Genomic DNA, 17,486 nt, shown 5'->3' with positions numbered 1-17,486 from the left:
CTGATCTCTCCCCTCATCTGTCCCAAGCGTTCTGGACAATCCGCGCGCCAACAGCAAGTGTCAGCGCAAACAATGACCAGGAGAAGACTCATGATCGAACGCCACGAAACCGCCCAACGCATGAGCAAGATCGTCAAACACAACGGCACCGTCTACCTCTGCGGTCAGGTCGGCGCAGGCGACAGCGTGACCGAACAGACGCAAGACTGTCTCGCCCGCGTCGATGCGCTGCTCACACAGGCCGGATCGTCCCGCGACCAGATCCTGCAAGCTATCATCTGGGTGGCCGACATGGCGGATTTCGCCGAGATGAACGCGGTCTGGGATGCCTGGGTGCCCGAAGGCCACGCCCCCGTCCGCGCTTGCGGGGAGGCCAGACTGGCCCGCCCCGACCTCAAGGTCGAAGTGATCGTGACCGCCGCTTACGCATAAAGCCCGGCCGTCCGCGCCCGCAACTGCACCAGCGCCAGCACCGTATCGATTGTCGGTGTTGGCACACCAACAACGCGGCCCAATTCCTGCACCGATCCCACCAGCGCGTCGATTTCCATCGGGCGGCCCTGATCCAGATCCTGCAACATCGACGTCCGGTGCGCGCCAACAGCCGCCCCGCCATCAATGCGCCGCTCCACATCGATCGGGAACTTCACGCCGAGCGCCTCGGCAATCTCCTGCGCCTCGAGCATCATGCCTTTGGCCACCGCCCGTGTGCCGGGATCGGTACAGAGCACATCCAGCGTCGCATGGGTCAGCGCCGAGATCGGATTGAACGACAGGTTCCCCCACAGCTTCACCCAGATTTCATCCCGCAACCGCGGCCGCACCGGTGCCTTGAGCCCCGCCGAGGACAGCGCCTGCGACAGCGCGGTGGCCCGCTCCGATTTCGATCCGTCAGGTTCCCCCAGCGAAAAGCGGTTGCCCTCGATATGCTTGACCACACCCGGCTCGATCACCTCCGCCGCCGGATAGACGACACAGCCCAGCACCCGGTCCGGACCAAACCCGTCCCATTGCGCATTGCCCGGGTCCACGCTCTCAAGCCGCGTGCCTTCATGCTCCCCACCGATCTTGTGGAAATACCACCACGGCACGCCATTGACGCCCGACACGATGGTCGTGTTCGGCCCGATCAGCGGCGCCATCTTGTCCACGATGGGCGGCACAGAATGCGCCTTGAGCGTGACGATGATGTAATCCTGAACACCCAGATCCGCCGGATTGTCCGACGCGGTCACGGACACAACCGTCTCTTCACCACCCTCTTCGATCAGCTTCAGCCCATTGGATTTCATCGCCGCCAGATGCGGACCGCGCGCCACAAGGCTTACATCCGCCCCGGCCTGCGCCAGCTTCACACCCATATAGCCGCCAATGGCGCCTGCTCCGAATACGCAAATCTTCATCGCTCACCCCAAAACGATCCGCTGGTATGCCGCGAACCGCTCCTCCTTCATCTTGCCAAATAAACTCCCGCCGGAGGCTCCCAAACAAGCCACCCGGCGCTCCATCACAGCTCAAGCTCAGACCGGCTCAACCAGCCCCAGCTTCTCCGCCAGACCGATCCGCTGCATCTTGCCCGTGGCCCCTTTCGGGATCTCGTCAAGGATGATCACCTTGCGCGGCACCTTGAAATCGGCCATCCGCTCAGCGGCGAAATCGCGGATCTCGCGCTCGGTCACTTCGGACCCTTCGGTCAGAACCACCGCCGCCGCCACCTCTTCGCCCAGCTTGGGATGCGGCAGGGCAAACGTCACCACTTGCGCAACGCCCGGGTGATCCAGAAGCACGCCATCCACCTCCAGCGGCGACACCTTTTCGCCGCCACGATTGATGATTTCCTTCAATCGTCCCGTCAGGTGCAGGAAACCGTCCGCATCGAACGCGCCCTGATCGCCAGTGCGGAACCAGCGCTTGCCATCGGCGTCAAAGAAGTTCTTGGCGTTGGCGTCGGGGTTGCTTTCATAGCCCGGTGTCACGTTCGGGCCCGAAATCACCACTTCGCCGGTGCCGTCGATCAGAGTGTTCTCGGTCTCATGTGCCACGCGCACTTCGGGGCCGGCGGCCACACCCACCGCACCCGGCTTTTGCCGGTCGAACGGGTTGCAGCACATCTGGTGCGCCGCTTCGGTCATGCCATAGGCCTCGATCACCGGCGCGTTGAAGGTCTCGCGCAGCGCTTCCATGACCTGCCCGGGCAAGCTTGCCGAGGACGACCGCAGGAACCGCAAGGGCACCTCTTCGATCACATCGGCGTTGCGTTTGGCGCGGCTCAGGATCGCCTGGTGCATGGTCGGCACGGCGGTGTACCAAGTCGGTTGCGCATCGCGCATCCAGCCGAAGAACCGCAGCGCGTCAAAGCCCGGTGCGCACCAGATCGACGCGCCGACGGACAAGGACGCCGATACAGCGGCAAGTAACCCGTGAATGTGAAACAGCGGCATCACGTTCAGGCAGCGATCCTCTGACGACAGGTTCAGTGACGCCGCAATGTTATGCGCCGACGCCGCAACATTGGTCTGCAACAGCGGCACGATCTTGGGCCGTGACGTGGTGCCCGAGGTGTGCAGGATCAGCGCCACATCGCCATCGGTCGGATCGCTCGCTGGCAGCGCCTCACCTGTGGCGCCATCGGCAGCCAAGGTAAACGCTCCTGCCGCAGCGCCGTCTGCCACAACCGTGCGCAACACCATCAGACCCAGGGACTGCGCCGCAGCCAGGGCCGGTCCGTCATAGCCATCCGCCAGTACAATCGCCTTGGCGCCCAGGTCTTCGAGGTAGAAGGTATATTCGTCCTCACGATACGCCGGGTTCAGAGGTGCCGTGGTCGCCGCTTGTGCAATCGTCACAAAGGCTGACGCCATTTCCGGCCCGTTCGCCAGCACGATGGCCACCCGGTCGCTCGGCCCGATCCCGAAGCCGCGCAAGCTGGCGCTGACCTCGGCTGACAGATCGCGCAGCCCGCCATAGCTGAGCCAGTCTCGTCCCGGTGCCCCAAATGCCTTTGCATCGGACGCGTGTCCCTCCAGCAGTGCCTTGACGTTTGGTGCCATGCCCTGTCCCCTTTTGTCGTCAGAAATTCAGTTTATTCCGCCGCAGCGACGCTCCGCCGTCCGCCTTTGCGCAGATACTTAACCAAAGGAAGCACAAAGAAAAGTGCTGCAATGACAATAAACGTTCCCGAGAGCGGCCGTTCGATGAACGCAAGCACGTTGCCCTGCTCGGAAATCAGCGTCTGACGGAAGCTCTTTTCCATCAGCGGCCCAAGCACCAGCGCCAGAACCAGAGGGGCCAGCGGGTAATCCGCCTTGCGCAGCAGGTATCCGGCGACACCAAAGCCCGCGATCAGCCAGACATCGTGCATTTTCTGGCTCGGGGCGAATCCGCCCACGATGCACAGCACGATCACCAGCGCACAGAGCACCGTGAACGGCATCCGCAGCGCCCAGACAAACAACGGGATCAGCGCGATGTTGATTGCCACAGCGGCAAAGTTGGCGGTGTAAAGCGATGAAATCAGCCCCCAGACGAAATCCGGCTGCTCGATGAACAGCATCGGCCCCGGCATCAGCCCCCACATCACCATCCCGCCCAGCAGCAGCGCGGTGGTGGGCGATCCGGGAATGCCCAACGTCAGCATCGGCAGCAGCGACCCGGTCGAGGCGGCGTTGTTCGCCGTTTCCGGTGCAGCAACACCTTCGATATTGCCCTTGCCAAAGCTCTTGGGGTCTTTCGATGTGGACCGTGCGATTCCGTAGGCCATCAGTGCGGCAGGTGTCGCCCCGGCAGCAGGCAACATGCCCACGAAGAAGCCAAGGAACGACCCGAGGCTCATGGTGCGCCACATCTTGTTCATGGTGCGGATGCCATCGCCCAGATCGCGCAGCGTGATCTTGGCCGGTGTGACCTGCGGCGCGGTGCGCGAGGATTCGATCGTGTAGAGGATCTCGCCGATGCCGTAGACGCCGATGGCCAACACAAGAAAGCTGACCCCGGAATAAAACCCCGGCATATCGCCGAAAATCAGGCGCGGCTGGCCGGAAATCAGGTCAAGACCGACGGTGCTCAGCACCAGCCCCAGACAGATCATGATGATCGTCTTCAGCTTGTCATCGCCGCCTAGCCCCACAAAGGTCGTGAACGCCATCAGGACCAGCGCGAACTCTTCGGCCGGACCAAAGGCCAGCGCCAGATCGGCAAGCGGCACGGCGAACAGCGTGAACAACAGGACCGAGATCGTACCCCCGACAAACGACGCAACCGCCGCCGCGATCAGTGCCAGCCCTGCCTTGCCCTGTTGCGCCATTGGTCGCCCGTCGAACGTGGTCGCGACGGCAGTCGAGGCACCGGGAATGCCCAGAAGGATCGACGAAATTGCCCCGCCATACATAGCGCCGTAGTAAATCGCGCAAAGCAGGATGATCGCCGAACTTGGCGGCACGATGAAGGTCAGCGGCAGCACAATGGCGACCCCGTTGACCGACCCAAGCCCCGGCATCGCACCGATGAAAAGCCCGGCTGTCACCCCAAGAATCACGATCATCAGGTTGAGCGGCGACAGCGACGTCGCGAAACCGTCCGCGAGTAAGGCAAGCGTATCCATAGTCCCGGACCCCGATCAGAAGAACATTGCGTAAAGCGGGAAAAACAAGGGTTCTGTCAGCCCTTTGGGCAACAGGATCTTCAGCGTCACTTCGAAAAAGAAGAACAGGAACACCGGCGTGCCTAGGGTCAGGCTACAAGTCAGCACCCACCCATGACCGCCATAGATGCGCAAATACCAGAAGATGAACAACGGCAGCGCCACATAGGCCCCCACAACGGGGATCAGCGCGATTGTGACGAAGATCGACACCACGACCATCATCACCTTTCGCAACATCTGGCTGTCGAAGAAATGCTGCGACGACGGGCCTTGCATCAGGCTGCGCGCCAGGACACCCCCGGCAGACAGCAACATGATCAGCGACAGCCAGAATGGAAACGCGCCGCCCCCCGGCCCACCCGTCATGCCGTTCCAGCCGATGGGCAAGGCTGTGGCGTGCCACATGAAATAGGCGGACATGGCCATGATGGCGATGGCGATCACTCTGTCTGCGACTAGCATCCCGAACTCCCCGGTGGTCTTGTAGATTTATCTGCGTCGGACAGGTGAGCCCGGTCACCAAATCGGCCGGGGCGGTTCACACCCCGGCCGGATGCCTGCCTCCGGCAAGCAAAGACTTTGGCTCAGGAGGACCCGTCGCCTTCCATGTCGGCAAGGATCGCCGCATGTTTTTCACGCTCTTCGAGGAAATACGCCTGAAGCGCGTCCCCGGCCATGAAATCTGCCATCAGTGCCTTGTCCTTGGTGTAGGTCTGCCACTCCTCGGAATCCGACAGCTTGCGGAACATCTCTGTGTAATAGGCGACCGCCTCCGCCGGCATGCCCTTGGGCGCCACGAAAGACCGCTGCATCCAGTAGACGATGTCATGACCAAGCTCTGTCGCGGTCGGCGTGTCGGGGAACACGTCGAGCCGGTTGGGAGTCATCGCCATGATCGGGCGCATCTTGCCCGCCTGGTAGAACCCCAGCGCTTCGGAGGGATTGTTCACAGAGGAATCGATGTGCCCGCCAACCACGTTCTTGGCCACGTCACCGCCACCACCGAAGGGCACATATGTCACCTTGATGTCGAATTCCTTTTCCAGCATCGCGGTCACAAGGCTGTCTTCCTGCCCGGTGCCGGTGCCGCCCATCTTCCACTCACCATCCGACGCTTTGACCGCCGCGACGAAATCATCCAGCGTCTGGATATCGCTGTCCGCGTTCACCCAAAGTACAAACGTATCAAGCGCCATGCGGGCAATCGGCTGAAACTCTTCGATATCGACACCGATATCGGTGCGCAGCGGCGTGGTGTAATAGCTGTTCAGCGTCGCCATGATCTTGTGCGCGTCGCCCTCGTTGTCCTTGAGGTAGCGCAGCGCCTCGGCACCCGATCCGCCACCTTTGTTCACCGGCAGCACCGGCATCGACGCAAGGCCTTCTTTCTGGATGATTGACTGGAACAGGCGGGCGAGGCGATCCGCGCCGCCACCCTGACCGGCCATGATGACCATTTCGATGGGCTTCTGCGGCTTCCAGCCTTCGGCCAAAGCGGATGTCGCTCCGGTAGCGACCATGGCGATCGCGGCAACTCCGGCAAGGGCCGCACGGCGCGTCATTTTGTAGATCATGTAATATCCTCCCGATCAAAAAGCCCGCTCCCGTCAGCCGCTATTGCCGCCACTCCTCCTTCGGACTTACTGGATAGATACCGTCACGAAATATAATTTCACGCTTAATGCGGTCGTGATGTTAATTCTTGCCACAACAAAACTATTTTTTGTAATGTTGTAAACATGAGCAAGACCTTCGTTGGCCCCCAATTGCGGCAATTGCGCCGCCAGATGAAGCACACGCAAGCCGAAATGGCCCAGCGGCTCGGCATCTCTGCGGCCTATGTGAACCTGTTGGAAAACAACCAGCGCAGCCTGTCGGTGCAGGTGCTTGTCGCCCTGACCGAAGCATATGGCGTCGATATGCGCAGCCTTGTTACGAATTCCGAAACGACAAAACTCGCAGACCTGCGCGCGGCGGTGCGCGACCCGATTTTCTCTGACGAACCGCCTGACCTGACCGAACTGCGCGGCGCGCTGGATCACGCTCCGACGCTGGTCGAGCGGTTCCTTGTGCTGCATCAGACCCACCGCGCCATGGCCGATCATTTTCGCCGCCTGGCCGGCCAGACCGCCGCCAGCGAATTGCGGTTCAAGACGCCGGAAACCGCGATCCATGACGTGTTTCGCGCCAACGAGAACCATTTTGACCCGCTCGAACGACAGGCCGAGGATCTGCGCGCGCGCCTCGGCGGGTCGCATGATGATATGTATGCCCTGCTCAAACGGCATCTGCGTCTTGACCATGGCGTGACATCGACGGTGCAGAAACTGTCCGACATGCCTGGAGCGTTGCGCCTTTTTCGCGAAACCGATGGGATCGTGCATCTGTCCGAAGCGCTTGATCACCCGAATCGCGTGTTCCAGCTTGCCCATGTGGTCGGCCTGCTCGAAGCGCGCCAGATCGTTCAGGATTACGTCGCCGCCAGCGGGATCTCCCAAGACGCGGGACGCGCGCGTCTCACGGTTGAACTGACCAACTATTTCGCCGCCGCGCTGCTCATGCCCTATGCCGAATTCCTGACGCTGGCCGAGGCGACCCGCTATGACATCGACCGCATCATCTCGGGCTTTGGCGTCAGTTTCGAAATGGTCTGCCAGCGGCTCACCACCCTGCAACGTGACGGGCAGCGCGGCATCCCGTTCTTCTTTCTGCGGGTGGACCGGGCCGGCAACGTGTCCAAACGCTTCAACGCCACAACCATCACACTCGCCGAAGAAGGCGGCGCCTGCCCCGTCTGGGACATTCACGGCGCGTTTCAGGTGCCCGGCCAACTGCTGCCGCAATTTGTCGAAATGCCCGATGGCGGACGATTTTTTACCCTGTCGCGCACGTCGGACCGCCCGGTGGTCGGTGCGCGATTGCAGGAACGCCGCCTTGTCGTCGCCATCGGCTGCGACACCGATCAGGCGCACCAGGTCGGCTATGCCCAGCGCTTCAATATGGAGGACAGGACGCTCTTTGCCCGGATCGGGACAAGCTGCCATGTCTGCCCCCGCACCGCCTGCCCGCAGCGTGCGCATCAACCCCTGCATGTGACCCTTCCCGTCGATGCCAACCGGCGCGGACAGACACGTTACGAAAGTTGATCACCGGTCGCATGGGAGCAGCAGCACGACCATGCTAAAGCCCGGTCCGACCACCAAAGGACCAGCCCCATGCACCAGCCGCCCCTGCCTCTGACCCAGGACCTTGTTTTGATCGGCGGCGGCCACACCCACGCCTTGGTGCTGCGCAAATGGGCGATGAAGCCTTTGCCCGGCGCACGCCTGACACTGATCAATCCCGGTCCCACAGCGCCTTATTCCGGTATGCTCCCCGGCTTTGTGGCAGGGCATTACACCCGAGATCAGCTTGACATCGACCTTGTTCGACTTGCGCAGGCCGCCAATGCGCGGCTCATCCTCGGATCGGTCACCGGCATCGACCCTGCCACCAGCACGGTCCAGATCGACACCCATCCGCCCGTTGGGTTCGACGTTGTATCGGTCGATGTCGGCATCACCTCCGACATGCCCGCCCTGTCCGGTTTTTCCGACCACGCGATACCCGCCAAACCACTTGGCGCCTTTGCCGCAAGATGGGACGCGTTCCGTAAAGGCACCAGCCCGGCCACAGTCGCGATCATCGGCGGTGGCGTCGCCGGGGTGGAATTGGCGATGGCGATGTCCCACGCCCTGCAAAAGCGCAAACGCCCCGCCACGATCCACCTGATCGACAACGCGACCGCGCTGTCGGCCCTGCCTGCAAAAAGCGCAGCCCGCCTGCGCGATGCGATGACAGCGCACAACGTCACGTTGCACGAACAGACGTCGATCACACACCTGTCCGCCAACACCATCCACCTGCAAGATGGCGCGACCATTGCGGCCGATTTCATCACCGGCGCCGCAGGCGCACGACCCTATCCGTGGATGATCGACACGGGCCTCGACACGCAAAACGGCTTTCTCACGGTCGACGATCACCTGCAAACCAGCGACCCTCGCATCTTTGCCGTTGGTGACTGCGCCCACATGGCCCACGCCCCGCGTCCCAAGGCGGGCGTCTATGCCGTGCGTCAGGCGCCGGTTTTATTCCATAACCTTGCCTCTTCCCTCTCTGGTGGCCCGCTCAAACCCTACATTCCACAAAAAGATTACCTGAAACTTATCTCGCTGGGAAAGAAATCCGCCCTCGGGGATCGCTTCGGCCTGACCTTCACTGGACCTTGGGTCTGGGATTGGAAAGACCGCATTGACCGCAAGTTCATGGACCAGTTCGATCACCTGCCAAAAATGCCCACTCCCCCCTTGCCCTATCCCCGCGCCAAGGGAGTGCAACAGGCGATGGGCCCCAAACCGATGTGCGGTGGCTGCGGCGCGAAACTGGGACGCGACGCGTTGTCCAACGCGCTTGCCACGCTCAAACCCACGCAGCGCGCCGACATCACGCCGTTGCCCGGCGACGATGCAGCGCTGCTCACAACAGGCGGCGCGCGGCAGGTCTTCACCACCGATCACCTGCGCAGCTTCTGGGGTGATCCAGCGGTCATGGCCCGCATCGCCACGCATCACGCCCTGGGGGATATCTGGGCGATGGGGGCCGATCCGCAGGCAGCGACCCTGTCGATCACCCTGCCGCGCCTGTCGGACGGCCTTGCCCAGCGCACCCTGACCGAGATTCTCACCTCGGCCCAAGTGATCCTGCAGGAGGCTGGGGCAGAGATTGTTGGTGGACACAGCACCTTTGGCGATGAACTGACCATCGGTCTCGCGCTTACCGGGTTGTGTGACGCCAATCCCATTACGCTTGGCGGCGCACAGGACGGCGCAGTGCTGATCCTGACCAAACCCATCGGCACTGGCGTGATCATGGCTGCGGCAATGTCGGGCAAGGCACGCGGTGCGGATGTGGCAGGCGCGCTTGACGCCATGCAGCAGGGCCAGAACAGCGCCTCTTGTATCCTGCGCAAGTCGGCCCTGGCCATGACCGACCTGACCGGTTTCGGGCTGGCAGGCCATACGCAGAACCTCTGCATTGCGTCCGGTCTGTCGGCCAGCCTGACCCCGGATGCGATCCCGCTGCTGCCCGGCGCGCTTGATATGTCGGAACGCGGTGAGCATTCTTCGCTTTACACGAACAATCGAGCAGGATTTTCAAACATCCCCGACAACCCGCAGAGCCGCCTGCTGTTCGATCCGCAAACCGGAGGCGGCCTTCTGGCTGCCGTTCCCGCAGATCAGGCGGACAACATCCTCCACGATCTGCAAAAGGCGGGGTACACGGATACGGCCCGGATCGGCGATTTGCACGGCGGACCGGTCGGTCAGGTTTCCATCACCTGAAGCACCGCCGCGATCTGGCCCGCGACATCGTCAAGATGCGCAGGCGACAACCCGTCCGTTTCGATCCGCGCCATCACGTTGGGCGACATCGCCTTCATCGACTTGGCATAGGCCAGATCGTAGTGATCCTCCATCAGCGATTGCGTCAGCGCCCGCTTGTCCCCTGCCGCGCTTAGCCCAAGCCACCGTGACACCAGCGCTTCACCCCGATGTGTGCGAAGCGGCGCAAGTTTGGTCTGCAACGCATCCGTGTCGGACAGAATGTCATCATAGGCGTGAACAAGATAGTCGGTGCGCGCCGCGATCGGGGCCGAGACTTCGACCCAAGGAGCCTGCTTCATCCCCTCCCAAAGGCTGGGCGGGATCAACAGGTTGCCGATCTTGCTGCTTTCGGCCTCGACCACCACGGGGCGCGACGGGTCCAGACGGCAGAGCAGACCGGCCAATGCACCCTCGAACGCCTTTTGCGACGGCTGCTCCCCCATGTCCCCCAAAAGCGAGCCACGATGGTTGGCCAGCCCCTCAAGATCAATCACCTGAACGCCGCGCGCTGCCAGCAACGGCAGCAATTCCGTCTTGGCCGTGCCGGTATAGCCGCCCAATTGCACGAACCGATGCGGCAAGGCCTGCCGGTGGATCATGTCCACCACGAGCCGCCGATAGGTCTTGTACCCGCCCTTGATCACATCCGATCGCCAGCCGATTTCCGACAACAGCCACGCGAACGATCCCGACCGCTGCCCGCCACGCCAGCAATAGACAAGGGGTTTCCACGCCCCGTCATGATGCGACAGTGCTGTTTCGATATGGTTGGCGGCGTTGCGGAACACCAAAGCCGCCCCAATCTTGCGCGCATCAAACGGGCTCACCTGTTTGTAAAGCGTGCCGACCCGCGCGCGTTCCTCGTTGTCGAGAACGGGCAGGTTGATGGCTCCGGGGACGTGATCTTCGGCGTATTCCGCAGGGCTGCGCACGTCGATCACCGTGTCGAACGAATGATCGAGAAGCTCGCTCAGCGCATTTGGGATCAGTGTCATGAAAGCCTAGCGCAAGAGCCGGATCAATTCATCCGAGAGCGCGACCAGCGCCCGACCCTGCGCTTCGGTCACGGCAGAGGCCGAGGTCTCGGTGATCGGCACCGCAATTGCAAACCGCTCGACCCGTTCGCGCGGGCTGCCATCGACGGCGCTCACTGCCGCCTGACCGGTGATTTCAAACACACCTGACGCATTGGCCAGCATCTTGTCGATCCGCACATCCAGCCGCGCAGACGGTCCGTCCAACAGCGGCCAGGGCTCTGCCGAAACGGTTGCGGTGCTGCGCTCGTCCAGCAATTGCGCCAGCGATCCTGTGACCGCGCGTTCCGGATCATCCGCCCATTCCGCATCCCCCAACGGGCGCAACGCGCCATCGGCTTCGCGCACAAGGATCGAAGTTCCGGACGCATGGCTGGGCAAGGACACATCGCGCAATTCGACGCTGCGCACCGACACCCGCGTTTCCGCGCCCGAGGCGGCGGGGGCGTCGATCAGATACCGGGCAGTATCGCCCGTGCTGCACGCGGCCAAAGGCAATGCCATCACCAAAGTCAGGCTGCGCCAGTTCAATTCCGTCATACCACTCGTCCCTTTATTAGCGCCCGAAAATCAGCGAATTCGGGCTTCGTTCGATCTCGCGCGCCAGATCCGAAATTGCACGGGCTGCATTCTGTACCTCGCGCAACGCCCCAAGCGTCTGCGTGTTGAAATCCGACCGATCGCCATAAGATTGAACAACCGTTTCGGTTTCGGCCACCAGCCGTTCCAGACGGGCGGTCAACTGCGGCAGATCTTCCACCGACTCTGCCACCGATCCGGCGGCATCCGACGCCGATTGCAATGTGGCGTTCAGGTTCTCGACCACACCGCCTTCGCGCAATTCGGCCAAGGCCAGCCGCATTTCGGTCAGCGCATCGTTGATCGTGCCCGGCAATTCCATCGTGTCGTCACTGCCAACCAGTGCATCGACCCGGTTGAGCGTCCCGGTCGCGCTGTCCACCAGCGCCTGCAACTCAAGCTCGTTCGCCGTGGTCGCCACAGCGTCCAACTCGGCCAGCAATTCGGGAATGTCGGTTTCGGTGATCTGGCGCAGATTGGCGGTCACGGCGGGCGCATCCTGCGACGCAACGCTGATGTCCGCCATTGTCCGATCCAGATTGCGCAGCGAACTGCCCAGCGCCTGAACCGCGCCTTCAGCCTGCACATCCGCCACAACCTGCCGGACATCGGCAATCGCCGCCGTCACCGCCGCAGGGATACCCTGTACCGCCTCCTGCGCAATCAACGTGTCAATCGAATCGAGCGTCTGCGACGCGCTCGCGACCAGTTCATCAAGCTGCAGTTCCTGCGCGGTCTGCGCCACACCCTGCAATTCGGCCAGCACCGCCGGAATGTCTTCCTCGGTCAGGCGGGTCAGATTCTGGGTCAAGGCAGGCGCGGATTTGGACGCTTCGTTGATCCCGACCATCGCCTCGTCAAGACTGCGCAGCGAACTGCCCAGCGCCTGAACCGCGCCTTCGGCCTGCACATCCGCCACAACCTGCCGGACATCGGCAATCGCCGCTGTCACCGCCGTTGGAATCCCTTGCACAGCCTCCTGCGCGATCAACGCGTCGATCGTATTGAGCGTCTGCGTCGCGCTCGCGACCAGCTCATCAAGCTGCAATTCCTGCGTCGTCTGCGCCACACCCTGCAATTCGGCCAGCACCGCCGGAATGTCTTCCTCGGTCAGGCGGGTCAGATTCTGCGTCAAGGCGGGCGCGGATTTCGACGCTTCGTTGATCCCGACCATCGCCTCGTCAAGGCTGGCCATCGCGCTGTTCAGGGCCTCGACAGCGCCGCCTTCACGCACCTCGGCCACAAGCGCTGTCAGATCATTCACCGCCGTCTGAAGCTGCGCCGGAATCGCCTGGATTGCCTCGCTGCCAACCAGTGCGCGGGTGTCGTCGATCAGCGCCACGGCAGACCCCGGAACCCGCTGGAGATCCTCGTTGCGTGCCAGCGCCTCGAACGATTCCATCAGGTTGATCGCCTGCTGCATCACCTCTTCGATGGGCAGCGCGTTGATCCGTTCCAGCACACCTTCGGCAGTGGCCGTGAAATCCGACAGATTGGATTCGATGCTCGGCAAGCGCGGCGCCTCGCCGTCAGTCTCGATCAGGCTGGCGGTTGGCACATCGTCCAGAACCACCAGTTCGATCCGTAAATCGCTGCTGAGCAAACTTTCCGTCGCCAGCCGCGCGCGCATCCCGGTCTCGACCGCGAAGCTGAAGAAATCGACCGTTTCCTCGAGCGTGGCCCCCGCTGGCAGCCCCATGCGCTGTGGATCAATCGACACGTTCACCGACAAGGACAACTCTGGCCCAAACTGCGTTTCGATCACCCGAGACCGCAACTCGGTCACGACACCGACTTCGAGGCCCTGATAGGTCACATCGTCGCCGGCCTCCAGACCGTTCACCGACTCGGCAAACTGGATTGCAAACGGCACCCCCTGCGATGGTCCCCGCACAAGCGTATTGCGGCGGGCGTCTTCCTCGGCCTCGTACAGCGTGAAGACATAGCTCGACGGCAACGGTTCACCGTCCTCGTAGACATCGTCGAACTCGATACCGCCGGTGACAAGCGAAGCAAGCGAGTCGAAATCCACCGAAAATCCCGACGTGCCAAAAGACAGCTCGAATCCGGACGTGTCCCAGAACCGCGTCGCCTGCGTCAGCCGCGCGTCATGCGGCGCGTCGATGAACGCGTCCACCAGAACCGTCCGCCCATCCGAAGACAGGCGCGGTGTCTCAAGCCGTCCCACTTCGACGCCACGATACAGCACCGGCGATCCGTTCGAAATGGTCGTTCCGTCATCCGTGGCCAGCGTGATGCGCCGCCCCGGCCGCCCCGGTTGGTTCAACGGAGGTGTGTCCAACCCGGTAAACTGCTGCATCACAGCACCCGGCACGTTGTCCCACGCCCCTTCGATATAGACGCCCGACAACACGGTCGACAGACCGCTGATCCCGCGCGCCGACACTTCGGGCCGCACAACCCAGAACGCCGCCTCGTCGTCGATGAATGGTGCGACATCGTTGTCGATCCGCACATACACCAGCACCCTGTCCAGATCGCTGGAAAAGCGCACGTCTTCCACGGTGCCCACCACCACCTCGCGATACCGCAATGTGGTTTCCCCTGCGGTGACCCCCGATGCATTCTCGAACGCCACTTCGATCAGTTCGCCACGATCCGCAAAACTTTGCCACGCAATGCCAAGCGACACGCCCAACGCCAGCAGCGGCACCAGCCAGACAAAGGACAGGTTCCGCAGAAACGACTTTTTCGGCGGGTCAACGTTCATGTCAGCAGGGGTAGGATCGCTCAAACCGGTTTTCCTCCAGGGGCATCCCAGATCAGCCTGGGGTCGAAGCTATTGGCGGAAACCATGGTGAATGCAACCGACAGCGCAAAGCTGACAGCCGCAATCCCGGGATTGATAGTCGCCACAAAATTCAATTGTACCAACGCCGACAGAATTGCCACGACAAACACGTCGATCATTGACCAGCGTCCGATGAATTCGACAAACTCATAAAGATGGAAATGGGTCGATGTGCCCGGCTTTCCACGTTTCACTCGCAAGGCGAGGTAAGCAATCGCGATAAACTTGCTGACCGGGATGATCACCGAGGCGACAAAAACGATCAGCGCAACACCGATAGAGCCATGGTCGATCAGGTCGAACACACCCCCGACAATGGTGCTTTCCTGCGTGTGACCAAGGGTCGAGGTACGCAGCATCGGGTACACGTTGGCGGGGATGTAGATCACCATTCCGGCGAACAGCCACGCCCACACCCGCTGCAGGCTGGCCATGTCCCGGCTGACAAGATGGGTCCCACAGACAGAGCAAGTCTCTGTGCCCCGCGCAAAGACATGCCCGCATTCGGCACATCCCACCAGACCAGCGGCGCGCGCGGTCAGGACGGGCTGCGCGCGTTCAGCGTTTGCCATACCGTTACCCGACACATGAAATTATCTTTTAGAACCGTGATGATAACCAATCCCACGAACGCCCAGAATGCCGGTCCCAACGTCACCTGCGCCAGCCCAGCCACCTTGACCAGCGCCACCGCCACGCCAATGATGAACACCTCTGCCATCGCCCAGGGCCGGATCGCTTCGGCCAGTTTGAACGCGGCCTTCGCCTGCCGCGCCGGCGCCCAGCCCAGCGCCATCGGTGCAAACACATAGATCAGCGCAATGAACCGCGTGACCGGCAACACCACGATCAACGCCGCCACGGCAAAAGACAGCGGCAACATCAACCCGTCCGAAAACGCCAGAATCGCATCAAAGACCGAGCTTTTGCGCCCAAGCCCATGCGTGCTCAGTTCGAGAAACGGAAAGAACACCGCCGCCACCATCAGGATCAACGCCGTCACCGACAACATCACGATCCGCGTCATGGCTCTTTCCCGCGGCGCCATCAGCACTGTCCCGCAGCGCACACATTTCGCCTGCGCGCCCGTCTCGATTTGCGGCACACGATGAAGCGCGTCGCACTTGGGGCAGGCAATCATGTCGGAGAGCGACTCGGTCATAGGAGAGTGTTACGCGATCTGTCGGTGAGGTTACAGGCAGTTCGCAGGTAACCTGTAGCTTGGGCTTTTTGTTTCAACTGTTTGAACGCTCATAAGGGTGCCCGGCCGCGCAAAGTGGAAACCGTGCAAAAACCTTGTACGGTTCTGGCGTACCAAGCGTACGGATTACCGCTGTTGCACCGCCCAATTCGGATGAACCCAAGGTTCGCGATTGTCCAGTGGCAAGGCTGTCTTCTCCAGAATGTGGTCCGACGCCTTTTCCCCCACCAGAATAGAGGGCGCATTCAGGTTCCCATTGGTGATGCGCGGAAAGATCGAACTGTCCGCAACCCTCAGATTTTCCACACCAATCACCCGCGTTTCCGGGTCCACAACCGCCATCGGGTCGTCGCGCGATCCCATCTTGCAAGTGCCACAGGGATGATAGGCGCTTTCGGCATGGTCGCGGATGAAATCATCAATGCTTTCATCACTTTGCGCCGAATCTCCGGGTTGGATCTCGTGCTTGTAATAGGGCTTGAACGCGTCCTGCTCGAAGATGTTGCGCACCAAACGTATACCTTGGCGGAAATCGGCCCAATCTTCCTTATGACTCATGTAGTTAAAGAAAATCCTGGGGTCGTCTTTAGGATCACCTGACCGCAACGTGATCTCCCCCCGCGACGGCGACCGCATCGGCCCCACATGCGCCTGGAACCCATGCCCCTCGGCCGCTGTCTGCCCGTCGTATCGCACCGCGATGGGCAGGAAATGGATCTGAAGATCAGGATAGTCAATCCCGGCGCGAGAGCGAATAAATCCAGCACTTTCAAACTGGTTAGAGGCACCGGGTCCAGTTTTGGCAAGCAACCATCGCGCCCCGACATAGGCCTTTCCAAGCAAGTTCCAATACTTGAACAGGCTCACCGGCTGGCTTGCCGCCGCCTGCACATAGACCTCAAGGTGGTCCTGCAAATTCTGCCCCACACCGGGGCGATCCGCGACCACGTCAATGCCGTGTTCCCTAAGATGCTGTCCCGGTCCGATCCCTGAAAGCATCAGCAATTTCGGAGAGTTGATGGCCGACGCTGCAAGGATCACTTCAACATTGGCGCCGATCACCTTGATCTGCCCGCCTTGTTCGATCTCGACACCCTTGGCCTGCCCGTCCTCGATCACAACCCGCCGCGCCAAGCCTCTGACAAGGTTGCAGTTTTCGCGTTTGAGCGCCGGCCGCAGATAGGCTTTGGCCGCCGACCAGCGTTCACCCTGCCAGACCGTCATGTCGAACGGACCAACCCCTTCTTGGCGATGGCCGTTGTAATCCCCGGTGACGCCATAGCCCGCCTGCGCGCCCGCATCGACGAAAGCCCGCGTCAGGGGATTGTCCCGCGCACCGCGTGTGACATGCAGCGGTCCGTCCGTGCCACGCCAGTCAGGATCACCCCCGTGACCACCTGAATGCCAGTTCTCAAGCCTCTGGAAATAGGGCAAGACATCCGCATATCCCCAGCCCGCAGCGCCCTGATCGCGCCAATGGTCAAAATCCTTGGCGTGGCCGCGCACATAAATCATGCCGTTGATCGAGGACGACCCCCCGATCACCTTGCCGCGCGGGCAGGCCAGGCGTCGGTTGTTCAGATACGGTTCCGGTTCGGACTGAAACCCCCAGTCATACCGCTTCATGTTCATCGGATAGCTGAGCGCTCCGGGCATCTGGATGAACGGCCCTGCATCCGATCCGCCATGCTCTATGACGATCACCGACCGCCCGGCATCGGACAAACGATATGCCATCGCGCAGCCCGCAGAGCCTGCGCCGACTATGACGTAATCAGCATTCATATCAGTG

14 protein-coding genes are annotated in these 17,486 nt (G+C 61.7%); 3 read left to right on the top strand and 11 right to left on the bottom strand.

From position 1 onward, the window contains the following. The first annotated feature begins 90 nt into the window (after window positions 1-90). Window positions 91-432: a RidA family protein gene (locus tag ACTIEN_RS12075; RefSeq protein ID WP_439523393.1), complete on the top strand. Its 342-nt coding sequence runs from the start codon at window positions 91-93 to the stop codon at window positions 430-432. Here the strand turns inward: ACTIEN_RS12075 and ACTIEN_RS12070 are convergent. The 5 genes from ACTIEN_RS12070 to ACTIEN_RS12050 all read right to left on the bottom strand — a co-directional run bounded on the left by ACTIEN_RS12070 (window position 423) and on the right by ACTIEN_RS12050 (window position 6,216). Further along, window positions 423-1,403 (bottom strand): 2-dehydropantoate 2-reductase, encoded by a 981-nt coding sequence (locus ACTIEN_RS12070; protein ID WP_439523392.1) that lies wholly within the window; start codon window positions 1,401-1,403, stop codon window positions 423-425. The genes ACTIEN_RS12075 and ACTIEN_RS12070 overlap by 10 nt on opposite strands. A 117-nt stretch (window positions 1,404-1,520) precedes the next feature. Next, a complete protein-coding gene (locus ACTIEN_RS12065; RefSeq protein WP_439523391.1) occupies window positions 1,521-3,050 on the bottom strand; it encodes an acyl--CoA ligase in 1,530 nt (509 codons plus the stop codon). Window positions 3,051-3,082: 32 nt separating this feature from the next. Then, a complete protein-coding gene (locus ACTIEN_RS12060) occupies window positions 3,083-4,600 on the bottom strand; it encodes a tripartite tricarboxylate transporter permease (protein ID WP_439523390.1) in 1,518 nt (505 codons plus the stop codon). 15 nt (window positions 4,601-4,615) lie between these two features. Then, a complete protein-coding gene (locus tag ACTIEN_RS12055) occupies window positions 4,616-5,104 on the bottom strand; it encodes a tripartite tricarboxylate transporter TctB family protein (protein WP_439523389.1) in 489 nt (162 codons plus the stop codon). A gap of 122 nt (window positions 5,105-5,226) precedes the next feature. Then, window positions 5,227-6,216 carry a tripartite tricarboxylate transporter substrate binding protein gene (locus ACTIEN_RS12050; protein WP_439523388.1) on the bottom strand — a complete coding sequence of 330 codons (990 nt, stop codon included), beginning with the start codon at window positions 6,214-6,216 and terminating at the stop codon, window positions 5,227-5,229. Between the two features lie 165 nt (window positions 6,217-6,381). On the opposite strand from ACTIEN_RS12050, the gene ACTIEN_RS12045 reads away from it, so the two are divergent. Next, window positions 6,382-7,788 carry a helix-turn-helix domain-containing protein gene (locus ACTIEN_RS12045; RefSeq protein WP_439523387.1) on the top strand — a complete coding sequence of 469 codons (1,407 nt, stop codon included), beginning with the start codon at window positions 6,382-6,384 and terminating at the stop codon, window positions 7,786-7,788. A 69-nt stretch (window positions 7,789-7,857) separates the two neighbouring features. Beyond that, window positions 7,858-10,026 (top strand): selenide, water dikinase SelD, encoded by a 2,169-nt coding sequence (gene selD, locus ACTIEN_RS12040; protein ID WP_439523386.1) that lies wholly within the window; start codon window positions 7,858-7,860, stop codon window positions 10,024-10,026. Here the strand turns inward: selD and mnmH are convergent. The 6 genes from mnmH to betA all read right to left on the bottom strand — a co-directional run bounded on the left by mnmH (window position 10,008) and on the right by betA (window position 17,479). Next, a complete protein-coding gene (gene mnmH, locus ACTIEN_RS12035; RefSeq protein ID WP_439523385.1) occupies window positions 10,008-11,063 on the bottom strand; it encodes a tRNA 2-selenouridine(34) synthase MnmH in 1,056 nt (351 codons plus the stop codon). The two genes, selD and mnmH, sit on opposite strands and share 19 nt — an antisense overlap. Window positions 11,064-11,069: 6 nt before the next feature. Continuing rightward, entirely contained in the window at window positions 11,070-11,642 is a 573-nt protein-coding gene (locus tag ACTIEN_RS12030; protein WP_439523384.1) for a PqiC family protein, read from the bottom strand. A 16-nt stretch (window positions 11,643-11,658) separates the two neighbouring features. Beyond that, complete coding sequence (locus tag ACTIEN_RS12025) at window positions 11,659-14,436, bottom strand: MlaD family protein (protein WP_439523383.1); 2,778 nt, start codon at window positions 14,434-14,436, stop codon at window positions 11,659-11,661. Continuing rightward, entirely contained in the window at window positions 14,433-15,065 is a 633-nt protein-coding gene (locus ACTIEN_RS12020) for a paraquat-inducible protein A (RefSeq protein WP_439523382.1), read from the bottom strand. Before ACTIEN_RS12020 ends, ACTIEN_RS12025 begins: the two co-directional genes overlap by 4 nt. Further along, on the bottom strand, window positions 15,032-15,655 hold the full coding sequence (locus ACTIEN_RS12015) for a paraquat-inducible protein A (RefSeq protein WP_439523381.1): 624 nt from the start codon (window positions 15,653-15,655) through the stop codon (window positions 15,032-15,034). Before ACTIEN_RS12015 ends, ACTIEN_RS12020 begins: the two co-directional genes overlap by 34 nt. 165 nt (window positions 15,656-15,820) lie before the next feature. Further along, entirely contained in the window at window positions 15,821-17,479 is a 1,659-nt protein-coding gene (betA, locus tag ACTIEN_RS12010; RefSeq protein WP_439523380.1) for a choline dehydrogenase, read from the bottom strand. Between the last annotated feature and the right edge of the window lie 7 nt (window positions 17,480-17,486).

Source organism: Marivita sp., from assembly GCF_051859345.1.
Classification (GTDB): domain Bacteria; phylum Pseudomonadota; class Alphaproteobacteria; order Rhodobacterales; family Rhodobacteraceae; genus Marivita.
Note: the sequence above shows the minus strand (reverse complement) of the source record. Positions and strands in the feature narration are given on the sequence as shown.